Origin of the sequence: Rhodanobacter sp. C03 (assembly GCF_002001175.1) — a bacterium.
GTDB lineage: Bacteria > Pseudomonadota > Gammaproteobacteria > Xanthomonadales > Rhodanobacteraceae > Rhodanobacter.
Genome location: NZ_MUNT01000001.1, coordinates 367262 through 389473, shown reverse-complemented (window position 1 = coordinate 389473; position 22212 = coordinate 367262). Strand labels below are relative to the sequence as shown.

The following is a 22212-nucleotide window of genomic DNA, read 5'->3' as shown; positions in this document are numbered from 1 at the left end:
GGTTGACCATCTGTGATGTTAGCACCGGGGCGGCCCGAACCGACCCGTTTCCGCGTTGCCGTGGGCGCCGCTAGACGCTTTGCAGCAGCTCGTCGCCATGCACCCGGTTCATGTGGATGCCGTTGATGAACACCGAAAACGCCAGCTTGCCGGCCAGCCCGTGGACATGCTGCATCCACGGCGGCAGCCAGCGCGGCGGCAGGATCGCGCCGGACGCGAAGTGCGGCTGCAGCGCGATCACGTCGTGCAGGGTCATTTTGCCGGCAAACAGGTGGCGCAACAGATCCATCCGCTGCTGCTTGAACGCCCAGCGGAAGAAGGTGTGCACGGTGAGCAGGCCGGACAGATACACATTGTCCTTGGCGAACGCCGCGCCGCCGGTCAGTGGCACGCCGCGGAACACCCGCTGGGCCGAGTGGAAGCTGTCAGACACGCTCTGCCCGCAGGCGCTGAAGTACTTGTAGACCTCGACGAAATCGGCGCCGTTCAGCGCCATGTCGATCGCCAGGATGCGCAAGCTGATCCGCTTGAGCCGGGCAATGTCGATCGCGCCGGACATCAGCTCGGCGAATACCGCCAGGCCCTCCTGGGTCGCAGTGACCCGTGGCGAGGTGCGCGCCAGTGAGGCCAGCAGCGGCTGCTGGCGTCCGTTCAGTGCGGTCAGCGAGTGCACAAACGCCTCGTGCGCGAGCAGCTGGTGCCGGTCGTACTCGCTGAAACTGGTGCCGTCGCGCAGTCGGATGCGGGTGGCGCCGGCCGCTGCCTTGGCGGTCAGCTCAGGATCCACCTCCACCTTGATCATGCCGGCACCGAAGAAATCATCCAGCGTCTTCGTCAGCTCATCGCGCAGCTGACTTGCCGACATGTCCACGCTGCTGTCGTCGGCCAGCAGGTCCGCGCCCAGCTCGTCGGACAGTTCGACGAAGTAATGCGCTGCATCGAGGTTGCTGCGCTGGCTGCCGGGAATCAGATCGCCCGGCTTGCCGTACAGCGCGATCGAAGGCGCGGTAACGCACGCCGTGCCCACCGCCTCCAGCATTTCCGCCGCGATGCGCCACGATTCGGCGGTGCGACGCAGGTAGTCACCCAACGGATCGTTGTCGCCGGCTTCGTGCTCGATCACGGCCAGTTCGGCGCGTGCGGCGCCAAGATCCGGTCGCGTGTAAGTCACTTCCGGCAGCGTGAACTGGCCGTTGCCATAGGCCGCGATCATGCGGTCCTCCAGCGAAGCCGGCCACGCCACTGTCGGCAGGATATGGATGCCACGCACAGCCGCCAGCAGGCGCTGGTCGAGCGCGGCATAACGTTGCAGCTCGGGCGCAATGGCACTCGCCGGCGTATTCATCGCTGGACTCCACGCAAGGCATCGACGCGTTCGATCAGTTCAGTGGCGATCGGGTCGGGCTTGAACGCGCTCATGAAGCCGCGCGGGCTGGCCGGCATGAAGGTGAGATTGCGCCCGAAGCGGGAATCCGTCCGCAGCATCAACGTGACGCGCCGCGGGTTGGTCATCGTGGTGGCGTTGACGTTCATCACGTCGCGCAGCGCCACGCGGATCTTCTCGCCATGGTTCTTCACCACCAGATAATCGCCGTCCAGCCCGACCTCGTCCAGCAGGTCATGCAGCAGCTTGCGGTAGAGCAGCAACATCACGCCAAGCATGAACAACGGCATCAACACCAGCGGGAAAAACGGCTGCGATGGCGGGTCCGCACGGGCATGCTGCATCTCCCAGACCTGCACGCCGAAGATGATCAGCACAAAGCCGATCCACAGCACCGGAAAGACCCGCTTGTAGAAGAACGTGAGCGACGATGACAACCGACGCATGCCTGCACTCCGCAGCAACGATGCCGCGATACTAGATGCTTTGAGGCATGTCGTGCGCAGGAACGGAAGGCATGGACATCAGTCCCGCTCGCGCTGCCCGCGATGCCCGTGCGGCCGCTCGATCGGACGGCCACCACGCTGCCGGCGCAGGCGCGCTTCCAGCGTCGCCGCCTGCTCCTCGCGCTCATCGTGCAGCTTGAGATAGTTGCGCCAGCGGCCAGGTGTCAGTTCGCCGGTATCCAGCGCCACCTGCACCGCACAACCCGGCTCGCTGCCATGGCCACAGTCGGCGAAGCGGCAACGCTCGGCCAGCGCCTCGATGTCGGCGAACAGGTCGAGGTTTTCCTCGCCGGTCAGTTTCAGCTCGCGCATGCCGGGTGTGTCGATCAGGCAGCCACCGCTGGGCAGTTGCAGCAGCGCGCGATGGGTGGTGGTGTGGCGACCACGGCTGTCGTGGCTGCGTACTTCGGCCGTGGCCATCGTCGCCGTGCCAAGCAAGGTGTTGGTCAGGGTGGATTTGCCCGCGCCGGATGACCCGACCAGCACCGCGCTGTCGCCCGGCTGCAGGTACTGCGCCAGCAGGGTGACGCTGGCCGGATCCTTGCCGTTCAAGGGATGGATCGGGATGTCCGCCGGCAGCCGTGCACGCAGCGCCGCGATCTGCTCCGCGGCGTCCTCGCGCGTGTCCAGCTTGCTCAGCAGCACCACTGGCTGCGCGCCGGAGTCCTCGGTCAGCGACAAATAGCGTTCGATCCGCGCCGGATTGAAGTCGCCGTCCAGTCCGGTCAACACCAGCACGTAGTCGATATTGGTAGCGATCAATTGCCGCTCGTAACGCTCGCCGGCCGCCGCGCGCGACAACACCGTGCGTCGCGGCGCCACCGTAACGATATGCGGCGGCGTACCGTCTTCCAGTTCGACGAAATCGCCGACTACCGGTCGCTCGGCCGGATCGATACCGCGCTTGAGGAAGCGCCCGTCCGGCTGCGCCCCGAACAGGGTCTCGCCGTCATGCAGCTCGTAGCCGGCGCGATGCTGGGCGACCACCCGGGCCAGCCGCAACCCGGCGGCAGGCAGCACATCGCCACGCCAGCCAATGCGTCGCAGGCGTTCGATCGTTTCGAGATCGCTCATTCAGGGAGTTCGGTCTGCACGGTTTGCCGATTATGCCCTGCCCGGAGATTGCCCGCCGATGAACCGGAATCCGCCCGGGCCGGCGCTCGCGCTGCGCTGCATCACGCTGCTAGCATCGACCTGCCGGCGGTGGCGCCGGTGCGTGGACTGTATTCCCAGACTTCGAAGGATGCCGGCGTTGACCTCGATCACACCCAGTGCGCACCTGGCGGACGTGCGCTATGAAATCCGCGGCGCGCTGACCCGGCGCGCGCGCGAGCTGGAGGCCGCCGGCCTCGACATCATCAAACTCAACATCGGCAACCCCGGCCGTTACGGCTTCGAGGCACCGGCGCACCTGCGCGAGGCGATCGCCGGCCATCTGCATGAGAGCGAAGCCTACGGCCACGAGCAAGGGCTGGAACTCGCCCGCGAGGCGATCGCCGCGCAGCAGCGTGCGCGCGGTGCGCGCGGCGTCGAACCGGAACGCATCTTCATCGGCAATGGCGTCAGCGAGCTGATCGACCTCAGCCTGCGCGCCTTGCTGCAGCCCGGCGACGAAGTGCTGCTGCCGAGTCCGGATTATCCGCTGTGGAGCGCGGCCACCATCCTCAACGGCGGCCAGCCGCGCTATTACCACTGCCTCGCCAGCCATAGCCACCTGCCCGATCCGGACGAGATCGAGGCGCTGGTCACGCCACGCACCCGCGCCCTGGTGCTGATCAATCCGAACAACCCGACCGGCGTGGTGTATCCGCGCGCGCTGCTGCAGCGGCTGGTGGCGATCGCGGCGCGACATCGCCTGCTGTTGCTCGCCGACGAGATCTACGACGAGATCCTGTACGACGGCGCGAGTTTCCAGCCGCTGGCCGAGGTTGCCGGCGAACTGCCCTGCCTCAGCTTCGGCGGTCTGTCCAAGGTGCATCGCGCCTGCGGCTACCGGGTCGGCTGGATGAGCCTGTCCGGCGATCACGCACGCAGCGCGGCCTACCGCGATGCGCTGCAGCTGCTTGCCGCGCTGCGGCTATGCGCCAACGTCACGGCGCAATGGGCGGTGTTGCCGGCCCTGCAGGATGCGCCGACGATCGGTGCCTTGACCGCGCCCGGCGGCCGCCTGCATGAGGCACGGCGCATCGTGCTGCAGGCCGTGGCCGCCAGTGAATACCTGGAACTGGTCGCGCCTGCTGGCGCGCTGTATGCGTTCCCGCAGGTCCGGGCCGACCGCTTCGCCGACTTCGACGACGAGGCCTTCGCTCTGCGCCTGCTGGAGGAGGAATCCGTGCTGGTGGTGCCCGGCACCAGCTTCAACGTGCCGCGCAGCCGGCACTTCCGGCTGACCCTGCTGCCGCCGCCGGCGCAACTGCGCGAAGTCTTCGTGCGGATCGAACGGGTGCTGGAGCGAATGGCACAGGAGCAGTCGCCACGCTCCGCCGCTGCAGTAGCCTGAGCCAAACCATCCGCCCATGATGCCAGCCGCCCCGCCACTGCATTACCTCGCCCTCGGTGATTCCTACACGATCGGCGAAGCGGTGGCCGCGGATCAGCGCTGGCCGGCCGTGCTGGTGCAGCGCTTGCGCCGGGCCGGGGTGGTGATCGACGACCCAACTATCGTCGCCGTCACCGGCTGGACTACCGACGAGCTGGCGCAGGGCATCGACGCGACGCCCATGTCCCCGCCGTACGACCTGGTCAGCCTGCAGATCGGCGTCAACAACCAGTACCGCGGCCGCTCCGCAGGTGAGTACCGCAACCAGTTCGCCAGCCTGCTGGCGCGTGCGGTCGCCCTGGCCGGCCATCGCGCCACGCGGGTGGTGGTGGTGTCGATTCCGGATTGGGGTGTCACCCACTTCGCGCATGAACAGGGCCGCGACCGCGCGCAGATCGCCCGCGAACTGGACGTCTACAACGCGATCGCGCGCGATGAAACTTCGCGTGCCGGCGCGCACTTTGTGGACATCACCGGCATCTCGCGCCGCTATCCAGTACTCGCCGCCGCCGATGGTCTGCATCCCTCGGCCGCGCAGTATGCGTTGTGGGTCGATGCGATCCTGCCCGTGGTGCGCGCGGCACTGCGCCCGTCACGCTGATCCAGCGCGCTCCGCCGCAACCCGGCTGCAACCTGTTCGCCATCGCACGGTGACCTTGCAGCTGCAGACTGACGCCCCGGCATCCACCGGGAGTACGCGCCATGACGACCCTTCGCTGCCGCAGCGCCTTCATCTCCGATGTGCATCTGGGAACACCTGACTGCAAGGCCGATTACCTGCTCGACTTCCTGCGCAAACTGCGCTGCGAAAAGCTCTATCTGGTCGGCGACATCATCGACCTGGAGGCGCTGGCCCGTCGGCCCTGGTGGCCGCCGGAACACAGCGCCGTGATTGCCGAAATACTCGACCTGGCACATCGTGGGATCGAAGTGATCTACATCCCCGGCAACCACGATGCACCGATGCGCGGCCTGCACGGCCAGGCATTCGGTGGCGTGCAGATCGAACTGGATGCCGTGCATGTCGGCGCGGACGGTCGTCGCTATCGGGTCAGCCACGGCGACGAGTTCGACCCCGAACAGATCGGCCGCGGCTGGATGCAGCACTTCGGCGAGGCGATGCATCGCCTGATCTGCTGGAGCAATCGCCGCCTGCATGCGATGCGGCAGCGGCTGGAACTGCCCTACCTGCCTCTGTCGATCATCGTCAAATCGCATATCGGCAAGGCGCTGGCGTACATCCGCGCCTATGAGGAACGCGTGGTTGACGATGCCCGCGAGCGCGGCTTCGACGGCCATATCTGCGGCCATATCCACTTCGGCCACGTGCGCGAGCTGGATGGCGTGCTCTACCTCAACGACGGCGACTGGGTCGAGCACTGCACCGCCCTGGTCGAGGACCACACCGGCGCGATGGAACTGATCCACTGGAGCGAACAGCCCGCCGCCTTGGGCCGGGCCAGCCGTGAACTGGTATGGCCCTCGCCGGCTGCCGCGCTGGCGCTGGCACCGCTGGGCGTCTGTCCACGCGATCTCAGCGAGCTGCACCGGGCGGCCTGAACCACGTACGCCTTGAAGGCCAGCAGGATCACCGCATATCGGGCGGCGTATCATTGTCTTCTTTAGCCGGAGTTCCCCATGCCCCTCGACAACACCACCCGCGAACGTATCGAAACCCTGCTCAAGGACCACCGCGTGGTGCTGTTCATGAAGGGCGACCGCCAGCAGCCGATGTGCGGCTTCTCCTCTGCCGCCACCAACACGCTCAACGAACTGCTGCCGGACTACCACACGGTCAACGTGCTGGAGGACCCGGAAATCCGCGAAGGCATCAAGGCCTACGGCGACTGGCCGACGATCCCGCAGTTGTACGTGGAAGGCGAACTGGTCGGCGGCGCCGACATCATCCGCCAGATGTACGGCAACGGTGAACTGCACACGCTGTTCGGCGTGGCCGCACCGGATCGCACCCCACCGCAGATCACCATCACCGACGCGGCCGCCGAGGCGATCCGCCAGGGCACCGCCAACGCGCAAGGCGTGGCGCTGCATCTGGAGATCGGCCCCGACCACAGCGCCGGCTTCCAGCTCGCCCCGGCCGGCGAGCACGACATCGTCGCCCACGCCAACGGCCTGGAAGTTCACTTCGATCCGGCCAGCGCCCAGCGTGCGAAGGGTATCGTGATCGACTGGGTATCCACCGTGCAGGGCGAAGGCCTCAGCCTGAAGTTCCCCGGCACGCAGGAGATCGGCTCGCTCAGCGTGCAGCAGCTCAAGGCGCGTCTGGCCGCACACGACATCACCCTGATCGACGTGCGCCCCGCCGCCGGCCGCGCCCACGCCGCGCCGCTGGCGCAGGCACGCGTGCTCGAGGACGAGGGCTACGAAAGCCTCGCCGCACTGCCGAAAGACACCGCGCTGGCCTTCATCTGCCACCACGGCATCTCCAGCCGCGGCATGGCCGAGCGCTTCGCCGCGCACGGCTTCAGCAACGTGCACAACGTGGAAGGCGGCATGGATGCGTGGGCGCGAGAAGTCGATTCGGCCGTGCCGATTTACTGACAGGCACCCTGCATTGGCGAATCTCGAAGGCGCCCGCTCTGCGGGCGCTGCTTTTTTGCGGTAGTCGCAGAAACCGATGACACCGCCAACCGGCGAGGTGGATTTCAGCCTTGTGGAGTGGCCACTTCGGTACTGCGATTGAAATCGCCAATCGCTTCAACCAGATCGGTCACTGCGGCACGCTCGGCTTCGCTCAGGTCGGGATTCCAGCTGTCAAGAATCAACACCACACGCGTCTCGCTGCTGTTGTTCCACGCCTCGTGTTCGAACGTGTCATCGAAAGTGACGCAGCGTCCCTCCTCCCATTCGTGAATCTCGCCGCCCACCCGGATGGCGCAATCCGGTGGCACGATCAATGGCAAATGCGTGACCAGGCGCGTGTTGGTGACACCGCGATGCGGCAGGATATGCGTACCCGGGCGCAGCACCGAATAAAGCGTCTCTGGCGCGTGATCACGAATGCGCGCCAGTGGCAGTGCATCCAGTAGGCCGGAAGTGCGTGGGCAGCTCGCGCATTGTTCGTCGTAGCGCACACCGTGGCGATAGAAGAAGTACGCATCCCACGCCGCTGTCTGGTTGCCGGATGCGCGCAGGTATCCATCGAGTTCCGCGGGCGAGTTGATGCCGAGAAACGGCTGCAACGGTTGATTTTCCGCCAGCACCGTTCGCAACTCCTCCCGAATCATCCCGGTGGCGGCCTCCAGCTCCCGGTGCCAGGGAAAGCGTTCGCTTGCGTAGTACGCCTGGCTTGGCACGCCAGGGAAATAGAGGAACTTCGGTTTCTGTCGTGGATCAGGCGGAGACAGTGCCTTCTCGCCGAGATAAATCGCAAGGCAATCTTCCACACGCGAAAGTTCGGAGCGGCCGTAACGCTGCTGCAGAGGTTCGAGCACTTGGTGGAAAAGCCGGGGGCGCTCGACATCAATGAATCGGATCGCATGCTTGACCGCGTCGCGGATACTTGGCGCCGTAGTCGAGTCACCCAGCCAGCGACCTTGCACCTGTGCGGTATTTACCGCGCCGAAATAAGCCACCAGTGCATTGTGCGCCTCCCCCAGCCGTTCCAGTGCCATGCCCAGACGCAGGCGCGCCATGAAGATGTGCGGCGCCAGCTCAATTGCTCGCTGCAGGCTGGCCACCGCACCATGCAGGTCTCCAGTCGCCATCTGCGCCGTACCCAACTGGTGCAGTGTATTCGGGTCGTTCGGGCGTGCCTGGTCGGCGACAAGCAGCATGGCCACGGCGCGCATGGCTTCCCCACGGACCAGATAGCGGCTGGCGACAAATTGCAGCGCTTCCATGTCAGTGGGAACTATCTCAAGCAGCCGCGCGAAGTGCTGTTCAGCCAGCACGACATCACCGTGCTGCAGCCCGTCGTATGCCATTTTGCGCAACGTCATGGCACTCTCGTGAAGCTCACTGTTCATCGCCTGATTACCGCCGAACGGGTTTTGTCCAAGAAGAAACCCGGCAGTCAGCCTCACTGCCGGCACGTACTAGGCATCATAATAATGATGTTCGAAAAACTGTGGGCTCGTCCTTGCAACCGCAGGATGATGCGTCACGGAAGCCACGTCCTGTTCTGACCAGAGATCTTTGATGAATCCACGTTTACACGGGCTGGATCCCGCCGCCATCCAATATGTCATGTCCGCAGGACAGGCACTCGATGGGGGACGCCTTGATGATGCCGATCGCCAACTGTCTCGCGCGCTGGCGGTATACCCGAACCATCCCGAAGTGTTGCGTTTGCAGGCAGGTATTCATAGTTTGCGCGGCCAGCATCTCGATGCGTTGCGAGTGATCCGTCGGGCACTGGCGCAGCGCCCGCAGGATCCGCTCTATCACAATACCCTCGGTTCGCTGCTGGGCACGGCAGGCGACTATGAATCGGCGATCGATGCACTGCGCGTTGCCTGCAATCTTCAGCCTGGCCTGGTCATCGCCTGGTACAACCTCGGTGTAATGCTGACCAAATCCGTGCGCAATGACGAGGCCGTGGATGCGCTGCAGCGGGCTGTCTCGCTCGCACCCAACCATGCCGCCGCGCGCGCCCTGCTCGCCGATATGCTGCGCACGCGAGGACAGCTTGACGAAGCTGCCACCGAATACCGCCAGCTGATCGCCCAATATCCGGCGGCCGGCATCGCCTGGTGGGGACTGGCTGATCTCAAGACACAGCGCTTTACCGAAGATGACATCAAATGCATGCGCTCGGCGCTGCAGCTCCCCGCGACAAGCGATGACGACCGCATTGCAATCGGCTTTGCCTTGGCCAAGGCGCTCGATGACAGCGGCGAGTATGCCGATTCGCTTGCCGCACTGGAGCAGGCCAATGCCATTGCACTCCACCGTCAGGCTTGGCATGGCGAAAAGTTCTCCGACAATGTCGAGGCCATAGGCGCAGTGTTCGATCCACCACCTGCCGGTGCGCCGGAACCGCTTGGGCGCGAGGTCATTTTCATCGCCAGCCTGCCACGTGCAGGCTCTACTTTAGTCGAACAGATCCTTGCCTCGCATTCGTCGGTGGAAGGCGCCGGCGAGTTGCCCGATCTGCCCTACGTGCTGGCTGAGGAATCGCGCCGCCGTGGCAAGCCGTTTCCACAATGGGTCGGCGACATGCAACCGTCCGACTGGGAACGGTTGGGCCGTCGTTATCTGGAGCGCACCGCGCATTGGAGACGACGGCGCCCCATCTTCACTGACAAGCTGCCCAACAACTGGATCTATATCGGCGCCATCCGCGCCATGCTGCCGGGCGCACGTATCGTGGTCTGCCGCCGCGACCCGCTGGAAACATGTTTCTCGTGCTATCGCCAGCGCCTGGACAGCAGCAGCGGCTACACGCGCACCTTCGATGACCTGGCCCGCTTCTGGCGCGACTTCGACCGCAGCGTGCGGCATTGGACCACGCTGCACCCCATCTCCGTACGCGAGCACAGTTACGAGGCATTGCTTGCCGAACCGGAGGCGCATATCCGCGAACTGCTGGATTTCTGCGGGCTGCCGTTTGAAGACGCATGCGTGCACTTCCACGAGAACCAACGCGAAGTGCGTTCGCCCAGCGCCACCCAGGTACGCCAGCCACTGCGCCAGGACATGGCACGTGCGCCCCGTTATGGCAACTTGCTCGATCCGCTCAGGAAAGCGCTCGAGCTGCCACCCTGGCGACCATGACAGCCTCGCTCACGAGCACGACACGGCTCGCCGCGCTGGCGCAAGCCTCGGAACAGGAGTGGCTGGAGAGCGCCCGCGCCCTGATTCTGCGCGGCGATCTGGATGGCGCGTTTGCCATCTTTACGGCAGCGGCAGCGCGGTATCCCGCCTCGGGTGAAGTGCGTGTGGGTCTGGCCGGCCTGTATTGGCAAATGCAACAGCATGTGGAAGCCGAGGCCCTGTTGCGCGACTGGCTGGCGCAGCGTCCTGACCACGTCGGCGCCACATTCCTGCTGGCCGGTCTGCTGCGCGAGCAGGGCCGCATGCAGGCGGCCGCCGAAGCGATACGGAAGCTGTTCGAGCATGGCAGGCAAGATGCCGACACGGTGATCCAGGCCGTCGAGACGCTCGACGACTACGGCCGCCCACAGGATGCCGCAACCATCTGCGAGGCCGCGATTGCCACCGGCTCGGCCGACCCGCGCATACACGCCTATGCGGGCATGCTGGGTATCCAGCTGGGTGAATTCCCACGCGTGCGCGAACGCTACAACTTCGCGCTCGGCCATAGCCCCGAGGCGGTGGAATGGAATATCCCGATAGGCCTGTCCGGCCTGCAACGCTATCGGGACTCCAGTCACCCCGACTTCGCGCTGTTCCACGATGTATTGAGCCGCCCCGGACTGAGCGACAAGGCGCGCATCACCACCCTGTTCGCCCTCGGCAAGGCGCATGACGATATTGCCGACCATGCGCAGGCTGCACGCTATCTGCACGAGGCCAACGCACTGGCCCATGCTGCCAGCACCTGGTCGCGCAAGCAGTGGAACCGATCGATCGAGGCACGCGTCGCCGACAGGCCGTATCCGTTCGCGCTACCCGCACCCGTCGGCTGGGTGCCGATATTCATCGTCGGCGTGCCGCGTTCCGGTACCACGCTCCTGGCCGAACTGATCGCACGGCATCCGCAGGTCCGAAATCAAGGTGAACTCGGCTGGCTCAAGATCCTGACGCAGCGGCTTGCACTGATGAACCGCAACGAGCGCGGTCCGTTCGAGCAGGCCGCCTCGGTCTATGCGGCACAGCTTCGCCAGGATGATCACCATGCACATTGGTTCATCGACAAACAGCCTTTGAACCTGCTGCATGTCGACCTGATCATGGCGCTATGGCCCAATGCGCGCATCATCCATTGCCAACGCCATGCACGCGATACTGCGCTATCCCTGTGGTCGCAATCCTTTCATGATCGGGCACACGACTATGCCTACAATCTCGGCGACATCGGCGCGCTGATACGGGGTTGCCGCCGCTTGGCCACGCATTGGAACGCCCGCTATCCGACGTCGTTCCGCACGGTTCTTTACGAAGACCTGGTGACGGCGCCGGAAGACATCATGGCCGCACTGAACGACTGGCTCGGAGTGCCCGCCATGGATCCTCCCATTACCGCGCAGGAACCACATGCCATCAGTACCGCCAGTACTTGGCAGGTGCGCCAACCGGTGCATACACACTCCATCGGACGCTGGCGCGATTACGTACCCTACCTGCCGGAACTGCTGCGGATCCCGGAGCGATAAGCCCCATTCGCCGGGCAACTTCGCCACGATGCAATGTGTCCCGATCAGCCATGCCAGCTAGTCCGCAGACGAGCTGCCGCCTGTGCCGTCGTCATAGCCCCAATGCCTCAGCATGGGCTCGAGAATGGGCAGGATTGGCTCGAACTGGCGACGATAGCGATGCCAACGGTCAAGCCCTTTCCGGTTCACCGGCTCGATCACCTGCGAGTAGCTGGGTGTGCCAATGTAAGCCTTGCTGCGCGCATGCCGGTCGAACTCCAGCATCGGCGAGGCATCTGCCAGCTGCAGGAATTCCGTGATGCGAGTCGCCTGTAACGGAAAATCCGTTACCAGATCTTCGTAGCGCGACACCATCACGGATGGCTTGAAGATACTCACATCTTCAAGCCATGTCGTCATGGCCTGCACGTAGGCTTGCGCCAGCCGTTCAAGGCTGGAACAGGCGGCAGCCAGAATGCTGGAGCGGAAATTCTGCATGTAGCAGCTGAGGATCACATCGCATGGATGGCGCAACGCCAGGATGAACCTTGCCTCAGGAAACAGGCGATGGATTATCGGCAGCCACAGCATGTTCAGCGGATTCTTGTCGATCAGCTGCGTGTTCAAACGGCGCGAAATGCGCTCGGCCACCATGGCGTGGTAACGCTTGCGCAATTCGTCGCAATCGAACTGCTGCAATACGCCGAGGTCATCCAGGATGCGTGGATTTTGTCGACGCAGTATCAGTGCCAGACGACTGAAAAAAGGATTCTCGTCCATGGACTGCAGCCCGGGATGCGCGTCCAGCATCTGCTCAAGCAGAGTCGTACCCGAGCGCGGGAAGCCCACCACGAAAACCGGCGAGTCGTGCGCCTCGGGCGCGATCAGCTTCGGCCAGCGCGCATACTGCAGCGCCGGGATGCGCGGAGCATCCGTCGGCAACGCGTGTGCCCCCGGCTCGAAAAATTCGGGCGAGGCGAACTGGAATTCGTGGCTCTGCCGGCGGTGTGCTTCTCGCAGGGCCGCCATCGCCGCATCCGTATCGCCCTGCCGATCGCATGCTGCGCCGAGGTCGAAATAATGAACAAAGTCATCGTCACCATGCGGTCCGCATTGCTCCAGCAATTGCCTGGCACCCACCGGGTCCTTCTTCCGAAGCGCCAGCCCGGCCAGGATATGCAATGCCTCCGTCCGCTGTGCATCGGGCACGCCCGGCCCCATGCGAACTACCGGAAGTACCAGTTCCTCCGCGTCCGTCAGTCGATTGAACCGCTCGTAGATACTGGCCAGCAGGAGTCTCACTTCCGTGTAACCAGGCTTCCAAGCAAGCACGTCCTCCAGCAATGCCGCGGCGGCGGGAATATCGTCCTGCAGGGTCAGTACCTGGGCCAGCTCCAGCTGGAGCGTGTCGTCATTCAACGGCAGCCAGTTCCGCCACGGGCCAAGCAGTTCCCTTGCACCCTCGAAATCCTGGCAGAGACTGCAGGCTCTGGCGGCATGAATACGCGCCAGCGGCGACTCCCGATCAAGTTCAAAGGCGTCCAGCAACGCCACGCGGGCGGCCAGATACTCGTGCCGCTGGATCATCAACAGTCCCAGGTGAATCCTCGGCATCGGATTGCCTGGGTCCATCTGTACTGCTTTCGAATAGGCCTGCTGGGCATCTTCCGGCGCACCGGCCGCTGCGAGGGCGATGCCGTAATTGTTCCAGTGCTCACTGCTCATTGGGAACAGCTGCGTCAACTGAGCATAAATCGGCAAGGCTTCCTGGAGTCGTTCCTGCGAATGCAGGCTCATGGCCAGCAGCAACAGGAGACTCTCGTCCTGCGGAAACTCGAGCAGTGCGGTGCGACTTAGCTGCTCCGCATGATGTGGCTGGCCTGCGTTCAGCGCTGCGGCGATCTGGGGAATGGCGTTGGAAGTCATGGGGTCCAAAAAAAATGGGCCGCGTGATCCACGCGGCCCATCAAGACTAACGTTTAATTAAGCGACTTAGAACTTGACCGTCACGCGAGCCCAGAAATAGCGGCCCATCAGGTCAAAATCGCTCGGATCGGTATTGGCATTGAGCGTGTTGTTCGCGTACAGCATAGGCGGCTGCTTGTCGAACAGGTTGTTCACGCCGACATCCACACGCGTGTTGTACGGCTCGATGTTGTAGCCGAACGACACGTCGTTGTAGACCGTCGCGCCGTACTTGAGCACGGTACCCGGCACACCGTTCGGCTGCGTATCCTGCTCGGTAAACGCCGGACCACCGTTCTGGAAGCGACCGATGTAGCGCATGCGCCACGAGGCACTCCAGTTACCCTGCTGCCAATCCACGAAACCCTGACCACGCCAGCGCGGGAACAGGCAGACGCCGACGTTGTCCGGGCAAGCTGCCGCCTGCGCTGAGCCGTAAGGCAGGAGGTGACCGGCATTGTTGTAGACGTCCGAACCCGTGTTCTGCTGGTAGTACTTCAGGTAGGTCGCGTTGACGCCGATGTTGAACTGGCCGAAGGAGAACTGCGGCAACTTGTAGTTGGCCGAGAAATCGACGCCGCCGGTTGACAAGGCACCCAGGTTGGCGGTCGGCTCGACAAAGCCCTGTTGCAGCTGACCCGCATTCTGACCACTCGGCACGCGCTTGATGTACTGGCAGAACACCGTCTGGCCAGACGCGCAGAGATTGAGCACGCTCTGCATGCCGATCGAGGTGATGGTGTTGTTCAGGTTGACGCGCCACAGGTCGACCGTGGTGGACAGACCCGGCACCCACGACGGGCTGTATACCGCACCGAAGTCATACGACTTGCCGGACTCCGGCTTGATCGGGAAGCCTGCGACTGAAGCGCCCTCGGTGATTGCCGAAGCCTGCGTCTGCGACTGCACGAAGCTGTTTACGAAGCTGCCATCGGTGGGCACGAACTGACAAGCCAGTGCCAGCGGCGAACCCGCCGGGGCACCGGTGTAACCGGTACACGGATCGCTGTGGATGTTCGGCGCATCGGAGCCCGACGAGAACAGCTCCGAAACGCTCGGCGCGCGGAAAACTTCTTCCATCGTGCCACGCAGCAGCAAGTCGTCGATCGGCTTCCACTCCAACGCGAACTTGAAGTTGTTCGTGTTGCCGAAGGTGCTGACGCGCGAATAACGGTCGCCGATGGTCAGGTTCAACGACTGCACGCCCGGCAGGCCGCTCAGGATCGGGATGAACGCTTCGGCGTACAGATCCTTGGTGTTGTAGCCACCCTGCAGGCCGGCCAGGCACTGGCTGCCCAGGATGCAGCTGCCGGTGGTCGGATCGAGCAACAGCTCGGTATCCGGATTGATCACATCCCTTTCCTGACGATACTCGGCGCCGACCGCCAGCTGCACGGCACCGGCCGGCAGACTGAACAGCTCGCCGCTGATGCCAGCGTGCCAGGTCTTTTCGATCAGGTACTGGTTGGAGGTGGCGGACGCCACGGCGGCGCGCGCTGCTGCGGCGCTGGCCGGAGCATTGATGTCGAACGGGTTGAACTGGCACGCGACCGCGCTCACACCGGCCGGGCAGGTAGCCGTACCGTCGGCATTCAGCGTGGAAGGACCCGTGTACAAGGCGGTCTGGTTGACCAGGCCACCCGTCGTGGTGACGATGCTCTCATGGCCATAGTTGAGGCCAACGTCCCAGTTCCAGTTCTTGTCGAAGACCGTGAAGTCACCACGGAAGCCCGTATTGATCTGGGCATCGGTTCGGCTGCTCGAGGCAAAACGCGGACCGACCGAGGTCAGACGCGAGCGGAAGCCCAAGGCGCTGCCGTTGTATGCATCGCCCTGATTCGGGTTGAACGCATTGAATGGATCGAGCGAGGCGCCTGTGGTATCGGTGCCGTATACCGCCGGTGCCAACTGGAAGCTGGCCGAGGTCTTCTCGTAGATGGCATCCACATAAGCCGATACATGGTCGCCGAGGTGGTACTCACCGTTGATGAAACCGCCGGTACGCTCCTGCGGGGTCATGTCGAGGTTGACCGCCGAATAGTTGTACTTGTCGGCCGCCGTATAGCAATGGTAATTGGCCGGCGTCATCTGGGTGCTGTTGCCACCCGGATTCAGCGACACGAAGTCGCTGGGGCAATTCGCGAACGCTGCTGCTGCAGTGCTGCCTGCCGGTACCTGGATGCGGCCCACTGGCGTGGACGAAGAACCGCCGATGATAACCTGGCTGCCGGCAAGGGTCAGCGCATTCTTGGAGAAGCTGCGGTTGCCCGCCAGGACGCCATCCTGCTTGTTGTAGGAGAGGCCAGCCATGATGCTTCCCTTGTCGGACGACTGTCCGAAAGTGAAGGTGTAGCCGGCTTGATCGCCATCATTGTGATCGGATTCACCAACGTTGGCGGTGAACTGCGCGCCCTGGTAGTCCTTGCGCAGAATGAAGTTCACCACGCCGCCGATGGCGTCCGAACCGTAGGTAGCCGATGCGCCGGTGGGCAGCACTTCGATACGCTCGACCGCGTCCGCCGGAATGGCGTTCGGATCCTTGCTCAGCAGACGCTGGCCGTCGACCAGGATCAGCGTGCGCTTCGAACCCAGGCCGCGCAGGTTGATGCTCGATCCACCCGTACCGCCGCCGTTGTTGACCTGCGGATTGACGGCGCCGCCGGTCATCGCCGGGAGCTGCTGAACCAGGTCGCCCAGCGTCATCTTGCCGGTAGCCTGAATCTGTGCGCGGTCGATGGTGACGACCGGGCTGGCCGTTTCCAGATCAACGCGTCGGATCAGCGAGCCGGTAACCACAACGGTCTGCAGCGACTTCGCTTTCTGCTGGTCAGGCTGACTGCTACTGGTTGTGGACTGGTTGCTGGTGTCCTGGGCAAATGCCGTACCCGATGCGCCAACCGCGATGACGGCACCCAGCGAAAGCGCCAGGCGAACCGACGAAGAAAGTTTTGTGACCCCAAGTTTCATAAAAGACACCCTCCGATTAATTATTACCATGGGTCAGAAAACGTTCTGCCCAAAAACTGCGACTTAGCCCGATCTCCCAGGCCGATGAACTTCAGACCCACGACTCCCGATCTTTGCCGATACTAACAGGCAAATAACGCTACGTGAACACGTAACACACCTCTCGGGCTGGTCATAACTTGCGACCCAAGACGGCGTCATGGCGCCATGTCGGCCATCAGCCCACGCAACCCAGCCAGCTACCGTGGGCCTTTATCATGCCTGCTTTACGGATTGTCAACAAAATTTGTACAAGCAAGAACTTACGGAATATTGTGAAGACGGGTTCGATTTCCAGCCCACAACTAAGGCCGATGAACCGCCTGATTGATGCCCCAGCACCCCTTGAACAGAGGTGGGAGCACCCCAACCGCGCTCCGCTGGCCCCGAATGATGTTGCGGCCGAGCCGGTCCTGGACGCATCCCTGCTTATCCGTGATTCAGGGTCCACCCCAAATCGACTCATTCCGTTTCAGTATCTTCCTCGAAGCGCAGATGTTTCACGCTGCGACCGTTGCGGCGCACCAATTTGAGTGCCTCGATGCCGATCTTGATATGCGCCTCGACGTACTGCGAGGTGACGCTGCGGTCGCTGGCTTCGGTTTTCACCCCTTCCGGGATCATCGGCTGGTCGGACACCAGCAATAGCGCGCCGCAGGGAATCTTGTTGGCGAAGCCGGCGGCGAAAATGGTGGCGGTCTCCATGTCCACCGCCATGCAGCGGGTGCGACGCAGATAGTCCTTGAAGGTGTCGTCGTGCTCCCACACCCGCCGGTTGGTGGTGTACACCGTGCCGGTCCAGTAGTCATGGCCGAGGTCGCGGATCATGGTGGACACCGCACGTTGCAGCTGGAACGCCGGCAACGCCGGCACTTCCGGCGGCAGGTAGTCGTTGCTGGTGCCTTCACCACGGATCGCCGCGATCGGCAGCACCAGATCGCCGAGCTGGTTTTTCTTCTTGAGGCCGCCGCACTTGCCCAGGAACAACGCCGCCTTCGGTTCGATCGCGCTGAGCAGATCCATCACCGTAGCCGCATTGGGGCTGCCCATGCCGAAATTGATCAAGGTGATGCCATCGGCCGTGGCATTCGGCATCGGCCGGTCGCGGCCCTGCACCTCCACCCCGTGCCATTGTGCGAACAGATCCACGTAATGACCGAAGTTGGTCAGAAGGATGTGCTCACCAAACTGCTCCAGCGACGTGCCGGTATAGCGCGGCAGCCAGTTGGAGACGATTTCCTGCTTGCTCTTCATGTGAGTGGTACTCGTAATGCGTTACCGGCGACGCCACGCCGGCAGGATGCCAGAGACAGTCGATCCATATTAAAGGCTGTTCACGAGATCGGGGGCGGCTCGATTGCCCGGCCGAGCCGCCCGATCCGGGCAACTTTCGATTGAAGCTGCAGTCCCATATTGCGTGTTATGTTCGATTTGCCATTCATGACGGGGGGATACGTGATGCGGATGGGCTTGGCCATTGATGCTTCCTGCGACCTGTCGCAGGAGTTCCTGCAAAAACACAACGTCGCGATCATGCCGATCACCGTGAAGGTGGATCGCGAAACATTCATGGATGACCGCCGGCCCGAAGAGCTGCAGCGCTTCATCGACCGCCGACTCGGCAGCCGCAGCCATTCGGCGGAAACCGAGCCATGCCCGGTGGACGAGGTGCAGAAGCTGTTCCTCGACAAGCTGGTGCTGGACTACGACTGCGTGTTCTGCCTGACCATCACCGCCACGCGCAGCCCGATCAACGAGCATGTGAACCGCGCCAGTTTCGCGATACTCAAGAACTACCGGCAGGTGCGCGAACAGGCTGGCGTCCCCGGCCCGTTCATGATGCGCGTCGTCGATACCCGCAATGTCTTTGCCGGAACCGTGCCGGCCATTTACGAAGCGGCACGCCTGATCGCCGCCGATGAGCCGCCAGCCGCGATCCGTGAGCGCCTCACGCATATCGCCAACAACAGTTACGGCTACATGTTGCCGCGCGACCTCATCCATCTGCGCAACCGCATCAAGAAGCGGGGCGATCGCAGCGTGAGCCTGTTCAGCGCTATGGTCGGTACCGCGCTGGACATCAAGCCACTGTTGCGCTGCTTCCGCGGCGAGACCGGCCCGGTCGGCAAGGTACGCGGTTTCGATCATGGCGCCGAAGTGTTGTTTGACTACGCGACGCAGCGGGTACGCGCCGGTCTGTTGGTACCGGTGGTCTGTGTCAGCTACGGCGGCGACCTGGCCGTGCTGGCGAAGCTGCCCGGCTACGCAGGCCTGCGTGCGGCCTGCGAGGAAACCGGCGTCGAGTTGATGGAGGCGCCGATGAGCATCACCGGCATGGTCAACGTGGGCGAAGGCGCGGTGACGCTGGGCTTTGCCGCCGAGGAACACGTCGCCGAGTTCTGATGTTCTCGCTGCCTTGCGGCTGGCTGGCATCCGGCCAGCCATCGCGATCAGAAACCGTCGTTGAGGAAACCACCATCGACCGCCAGCACCTGTCCGGTGATGTAGCTGGCTGCCGGCAGACACAGGAACGCGATCGCCGCAGCGACCTCTTCCGGCTCGCCGATCCGCCGCAGCGGCGTGTGATCGAGCACCTCGTCCAGGTAATCGACATCGGCCAGCGCCGGTTCCGAACGCTGGGTGCGGATGTACCACGGTGCCACCGCATTGACACGGATGCCGTCCACTGCCCACTCGACCGCGAGGTTGCGGGTGAGCTGGTGCAAGGCCGCCTTGCTCATGCCGTACGGCGAACCGGTGCGCACATGCGTGATGCCGGACACCGAACCCACGTTCACGATCGCCGCGTTCGCATGCTGCACCAGTTGCGGGTGCGCCAGTCGGCACATCTCGAACGCCGAGAACAGATTCTGCTCGAACACCATGCGGACTTCGTCGTCGCGATAGTCCAGCGTGGCCTTCGGCTGGTTGCCGCCGGCGTTGTTGACCAGCAGCGAAAGCGGCGCGCCCAGATCGGCGATCCAGTCGAACACCGCCAGGCGTTCTTCCGCCTCGGTCAGATCCGCGCCGAACGCCAGTACTTCGACATCGGCAAATTCGTCGGCAAGCTCCACCCGCACCTGTTCGAGATAATCCTCGTCACGCGCCACCAGCAGCAGATCGGCACCGAGCCCGGCCAGCTCGCGCGCCGTTGCGTAGCCGATGCCCTTGCTGGCGCCGGTGATCAGGGCGGTATGGCCTTGCAGCTGCCAGGTGTCGATGCGGCTGTTCATCGATGCAGCTTAAAGCGTCGCCCCCGGCGCGCCTAGCTCGGAGACACGACGGCACGCCGACATGATCCTTGCCGGCGCCCGCGCATGGCAGGACACTCATGCACTCAGCCTAGTGCGAGAACCCTCATGAAGACGCTGCCGCTCCTGCTCTGCGTACTGGCTCTCGGCGCCTGCTCCGGCAAGCCGCCGGAACCGCAAGCCAAGCCGGCCGATGTCGCCACCCCGTTCGATGCCCTGAAGGCGGACGAACAGCGCGCCCGGGATGTGCAGAAAGTCGTCGACAAGCAGGCCGAGGAACAACGCAAGCAGATCGAGGCGCAGTAGGAGCCCACCTTGCGTGCGATGGCTCTTAGGCACGTCACCGGAAAGCATCGCCCACAAGGTGGGCTCCTACCCAGTTCGCTGATGACCGCTCAGTGCGGGCTGCACAGGCAGTCCGCATAGATATTGGGCGTACCGGCCTTCGCGTTGCGCAGCAGCTGCAGTTCGGGCGCCAGCGCGGGTAGCTGGGCCACCCAGCTTGGCAGGCGGAGGCCCCAGGACTGCATCACACGCACGCTGGCATTCTGGTTGAGGCCGATCAGGAAGCGCCCGAAGCCACCCAGCGGGGCCTCCTGATAACGCACCGGATAGTCGTTGCCCAGCTTGGCCAGACTGGCCGCATCGGCGACCGCATCGCCCAGGCCACCGAGCTGGTCGACCAGGCCGCGATCGAGCGCCTGCTGGCCAGTCCATACGCGGCCCTGCGCGATCGTGTCGATCGCGTCATAGGTCTTGCCACGCGCCTTGGCCACGTTGCCGACGAAATCGCGGTAACCCTTGTTGATGATCGCCTGGATCACCGCGCCGACTTTCGGATCCAGCGGGCGGGTGATGTCGAACGCACCTGCCATCGGTCCGGTGCCGACACCGTCACTCTGGATGCCGAGCTTGGCCAGCGTGCTGGGCACCGAGTAGTACATGCCGAAGATGCCGATCGAGCCGGTGATGGTGTTCGGCTCGGCGAAGATGCGGTCCGCATTCATCGAGATCCAGTAGCCGCCGCTGGCCGTCACATCGCCCATCGACACCACCACCGGAATGCCGGCTTCGCGGGTCAGCTGCACTTCGCGGCGGATCTGCTCGGCCGCATACACCTCGCCGCCGGGGGAATTGACCCGCAGCACCAGCGCCTTGGTCTTGCGGTCTTCGCGCGCCGTGCGGATCAAGGCCGCGGTGGATTCACCGCCGATCGAACCGGGCGACTGCTTGCCACCGGCGATCTCGCCTTCGGCCACCACGATCGCCACACCCGGCGTAAACAGCTTGCCGTCGCTCGGCATGCCGGCGACATAGCGCGCCAGATCCACCTGACGGAAGCTGTGACCCTTCTCGTCGGCGGCCACGCCCTCCTTGCGCAGCATCGCGATGAGATCGGCGCGGGTGGCAAGACCATCGACCAGATGTTCGTTCAAAGCCAGCTGGGCCAGGTCACCCTGGGTACTGGCGATGGTCTGCGGCAGATTGTCGATGTCGGCGCGCAGCGCTGCCGGATCGAGTTTCCGCAACTTTGCGGTCTCGGCGAGGTAGCTGTCCCACAGTCCGCCCATCCAGTAGCTGTCGGCTTCCTTGGACTCCGGCGAGGCGTGATCGAGGATGTACGGCTCGGCCGCACTCTTGAATTCGCCGACGCGGAACAGGTGCACGTCGACGCCGAGCTTGTCGAGCAGGTCCTTGTAGAACAGGCGGTAGTTCGCCAGCCCAGTGATCATCACGCCGCCCTGCGGGTCGACCAGCAGGCGGTCGGCATGCGCGGCCAGGTAATACTGGCCCTGATCCAGGTTGACCGCCCAGGCGATCACCGGCTTGCCGGCCGCGCGAAAACGATCCAGCGCCGCGCCGACCTCGCGCAAGGCAGCAAAGCCGCCGCCCTGCAACTGATCCGGCAGCAGCAGGATGCGGCTGATCCGCTTGTCTTTCGCCGCCGCGTCGATCGCACCCACCAGATCGCGCAGTTGCACCTGCTTCGGTTCGTCGCCGGACAGACCGGCCAGTGCGCGCTGCAGCGGGTCGATGCTGTACTGCTCGACCAGTTGTCCCTGCGGCCTGATCACCAGCACCGTGCCGTCCTGCAGCGTGCGATCCATCCGGCTGCCGGCCACGCCTGCGGTCAGCAGCAACAGCAGGACGAACAGCACGGTGAAAAACACCAGGTTGATGATCACCAGCCGGACCACGTTGATGCCACGTCCGAGCGTGCACAGGAAAGCCCAGAAGCCGTTGCGACGGGGCGGAAGCGGTGGTGTCATGCGTGATCTTC

The 22212-nt window shown here is 63.9% G+C and carries 18 protein-coding genes; 8 read left to right on the top strand and 10 right to left on the bottom strand.

What is annotated here, in order from left to right:
* Nucleotides 1-70 precede the first annotated feature (70 nt).
* The 3 genes from B0E48_RS01525 to rsgA form a co-directional block, all read right to left on the bottom strand.
* Nucleotides 71-1345: a flavohemoglobin expression-modulating QEGLA motif protein gene (locus B0E48_RS01525; protein ID WP_077515679.1), complete on the bottom strand. Its 1275-nt coding sequence runs from the start codon at nt 1343-1345 to the stop codon at nt 71-73.
* Complete coding sequence (locus tag B0E48_RS01520) at nt 1342-1830, bottom strand: hypothetical protein (RefSeq protein WP_077515678.1); 489 nt, start codon at nt 1828-1830, stop codon at nt 1342-1344. The genes B0E48_RS01525 and B0E48_RS01520 overlap by 4 nt, the downstream gene beginning before the upstream one ends.
* Before the next feature lie 78 nt (nt 1831-1908).
* Nucleotides 1909-2964, bottom strand: a complete 1056-nt coding sequence (rsgA, locus tag B0E48_RS01515; RefSeq protein WP_077515677.1) for a ribosome small subunit-dependent GTPase A — start codon at nt 2962-2964, stop codon at nt 1909-1911.
* Between the two features lie 178 nt (nt 2965-3142).
* Between rsgA and B0E48_RS01510 the strand changes: the two genes are divergently transcribed.
* The 4 genes from B0E48_RS01510 to grxD all read left to right on the top strand — a co-directional run bounded on the left by B0E48_RS01510 (nt 3143) and on the right by grxD (nt 6991).
* The gene (locus B0E48_RS01510; protein ID WP_139350116.1) at nt 3143-4390 is read left to right on the top strand and encodes an aminotransferase class I/II-fold pyridoxal phosphate-dependent enzyme; all 1248 of its coding nucleotides are present in this window, start codon (nt 3143-3145) and stop codon (nt 4388-4390) included.
* A gap of 19 nt (nt 4391-4409) precedes the next feature.
* Nucleotides 4410-5030, top strand: a complete 621-nt coding sequence (locus B0E48_RS01505; RefSeq protein ID WP_077516850.1) for an SGNH/GDSL hydrolase family protein — start codon at nt 4410-4412, stop codon at nt 5028-5030.
* Between the two features lie 101 nt (nt 5031-5131).
* A complete protein-coding gene (locus B0E48_RS01500) occupies nt 5132-5989 on the top strand; it encodes a UDP-2,3-diacylglucosamine diphosphatase (RefSeq protein ID WP_077515675.1) in 858 nt (285 codons plus the stop codon).
* A gap of 78 nt (nt 5990-6067) precedes the next feature.
* A complete protein-coding gene (gene grxD / locus B0E48_RS01495) occupies nt 6068-6991 on the top strand; it encodes a Grx4 family monothiol glutaredoxin (protein ID WP_077515674.1) in 924 nt (307 codons plus the stop codon).
* A gap of 104 nt (nt 6992-7095) precedes the next feature.
* Here grxD and B0E48_RS01490 read toward each other — a convergent pair whose 3' ends face one another.
* A complete protein-coding gene (locus B0E48_RS01490; protein ID WP_254423809.1) occupies nt 7096-8391 on the bottom strand; it encodes an aspartyl/asparaginyl beta-hydroxylase domain-containing protein in 1296 nt (431 codons plus the stop codon).
* A gap of 247 nt (nt 8392-8638) precedes the next feature.
* Here B0E48_RS01490 and B0E48_RS01485 point away from each other — a divergent pair, with 247 nt between their 5' ends.
* Entirely contained in the window at nt 8639-10168 is a 1530-nt protein-coding gene (locus B0E48_RS01485) for a sulfotransferase (RefSeq protein ID WP_254423808.1), read from the top strand.
* A complete protein-coding gene (locus B0E48_RS01480) occupies nt 10165-11730 on the top strand; it encodes a sulfotransferase (protein WP_077515671.1) in 1566 nt (521 codons plus the stop codon). Before B0E48_RS01485 ends, B0E48_RS01480 begins: the two co-directional genes overlap by 4 nt.
* A 57-nt stretch (nt 11731-11787) precedes the next feature.
* Here B0E48_RS01480 and B0E48_RS01475 read toward each other — a convergent pair whose 3' ends face one another.
* From B0E48_RS01475 to B0E48_RS17865, 4 genes are all read right to left on the bottom strand, one after another.
* Complete coding sequence (locus tag B0E48_RS01475) at nt 11788-13635, bottom strand: tetratricopeptide repeat-containing sulfotransferase family protein (RefSeq protein WP_077515670.1); 1848 nt, start codon at nt 13633-13635, stop codon at nt 11788-11790.
* 66 nt (nt 13636-13701) lie between these two features.
* Nucleotides 13702-16641 (bottom strand): TonB-dependent receptor, encoded by a 2940-nt coding sequence (locus tag B0E48_RS01470; protein WP_077515669.1) that lies wholly within the window; start codon nt 16639-16641, stop codon nt 13702-13704.
* A gap of 501 nt (nt 16642-17142) precedes the next feature.
* Nucleotides 17143-17934, bottom strand: coding sequence for an AMP nucleosidase (locus B0E48_RS01465; RefSeq protein ID WP_077515668.1), 792 nt, complete (start codon nt 17932-17934; stop codon nt 17143-17145).
* 80 nt (nt 17935-18014) lie between these two features.
* On the bottom strand, nt 18015-18158 hold the full coding sequence (locus tag B0E48_RS17865) for a hypothetical protein (protein WP_217317835.1): 144 nt from the start codon (nt 18156-18158) through the stop codon (nt 18015-18017).
* On the opposite strand from B0E48_RS17865, the gene B0E48_RS01460 reads away from it, so the two are divergent.
* Nucleotides 18139-19083 (top strand): DegV family protein, encoded by a 945-nt coding sequence (locus tag B0E48_RS01460; protein WP_174566711.1) that lies wholly within the window; start codon nt 18139-18141, stop codon nt 19081-19083. The two genes, B0E48_RS17865 and B0E48_RS01460, sit on opposite strands and share 20 nt — an antisense overlap.
* Nucleotides 19084-19130: 47 nt before the next feature.
* On the opposite strand, the gene B0E48_RS01455 is transcribed toward B0E48_RS01460, so the two are convergent.
* Nucleotides 19131-19913 (bottom strand): SDR family oxidoreductase, encoded by a 783-nt coding sequence (locus B0E48_RS01455; RefSeq protein ID WP_077515666.1) that lies wholly within the window; start codon nt 19911-19913, stop codon nt 19131-19133.
* Nucleotides 19914-20039: 126 nt separating this feature from the next.
* Here B0E48_RS01455 and B0E48_RS01450 point away from each other — a divergent pair, with 126 nt between their 5' ends.
* Nucleotides 20040-20237, top strand: coding sequence for a hypothetical protein (locus tag B0E48_RS01450; RefSeq protein WP_077515665.1), 198 nt, complete (start codon nt 20040-20042; stop codon nt 20235-20237).
* Between the two features lie 89 nt (nt 20238-20326).
* On the opposite strand, the gene sppA is transcribed toward B0E48_RS01450, so the two are convergent.
* On the bottom strand, nt 20327-22201 hold the full coding sequence (gene sppA, locus B0E48_RS01445; protein WP_077515664.1) for a signal peptide peptidase SppA: 1875 nt from the start codon (nt 22199-22201) through the stop codon (nt 20327-20329).
* Nucleotides 22202-22212: the final 11 nt, after the last annotated feature.

Bases quoted from the DNA above. Each gene is read 5' to 3' on its own strand.
- B0E48_RS01525 (WP_077515679.1), bottom strand. From the start codon at position 1,345: ATGAATACGCCGGCGAGTGCCATTGCGCCCGAGCTGCAACGTTATGCC.
- B0E48_RS01520 (WP_077515678.1), bottom strand. From the start codon at position 1,830: ATGCGTCGGTTGTCATCGTCGCTCACGTTCTTCTACAAGCGGGTCTTT.
- rsgA (WP_077515677.1), bottom strand. From the start codon at position 2,964: ATGAGCGATCTCGAAACGATCGAACGCCTGCGACGCATTGGCTGGCGT.
- B0E48_RS01505 (WP_077516850.1), top strand. From the start codon at position 4,410: ATGCCAGCCGCCCCGCCACTGCATTACCTCGCCCTCGGTGATTCCTAC.
- B0E48_RS01500 (WP_077515675.1), top strand. From the start codon at position 5,132: ATGACGACCCTTCGCTGCCGCAGCGCCTTCATCTCCGATGTGCATCTG.
- grxD (WP_077515674.1), top strand. From the start codon at position 6,068: ATGCCCCTCGACAACACCACCCGCGAACGTATCGAAACCCTGCTCAAG.
- B0E48_RS01490 (WP_254423809.1), bottom strand. From the start codon at position 8,391: ATGACGTTGCGCAAAATGGCATACGACGGGCTGCAGCACGGTGATGTC.
- B0E48_RS01485 (WP_254423808.1), top strand. From the start codon at position 8,639: ATGTCCGCAGGACAGGCACTCGATGGGGGACGCCTTGATGATGCCGAT.
- B0E48_RS01480 (WP_077515671.1), top strand. From the start codon at position 10,165: ATGACAGCCTCGCTCACGAGCACGACACGGCTCGCCGCGCTGGCGCAA.
- B0E48_RS01475 (WP_077515670.1), bottom strand. From the start codon at position 13,635: ATGACTTCCAACGCCATTCCCCAGATCGCCGCAGCGCTGAACGCAGGC.
- B0E48_RS01470 (WP_077515669.1), bottom strand. From the start codon at position 16,641: ATGAAACTTGGGGTCACAAAACTTTCTTCGTCGGTTCGCCTGGCGCTT.
- B0E48_RS01465 (WP_077515668.1), bottom strand. From the start codon at position 17,934: ATGAAGAGCAAGCAGGAAATCGTCTCCAACTGGCTGCCGCGCTATACC.
- B0E48_RS01460 (WP_174566711.1), top strand. From the start codon at position 18,139: ATGCGGATGGGCTTGGCCATTGATGCTTCCTGCGACCTGTCGCAGGAG.
- B0E48_RS17865 (WP_217317835.1), bottom strand. From the start codon at position 18,158: ATGGCCAAGCCCATCCGCATCACGTATCCCCCCGTCATGAATGGCAAA.
- B0E48_RS01455 (WP_077515666.1), bottom strand. From the start codon at position 19,913: ATGAACAGCCGCATCGACACCTGGCAGCTGCAAGGCCATACCGCCCTG.
- B0E48_RS01450 (WP_077515665.1), top strand. From the start codon at position 20,040: ATGAAGACGCTGCCGCTCCTGCTCTGCGTACTGGCTCTCGGCGCCTGC.
- sppA (WP_077515664.1), bottom strand. From the start codon at position 22,201: ATGACACCACCGCTTCCGCCCCGTCGCAACGGCTTCTGGGCTTTCCTG.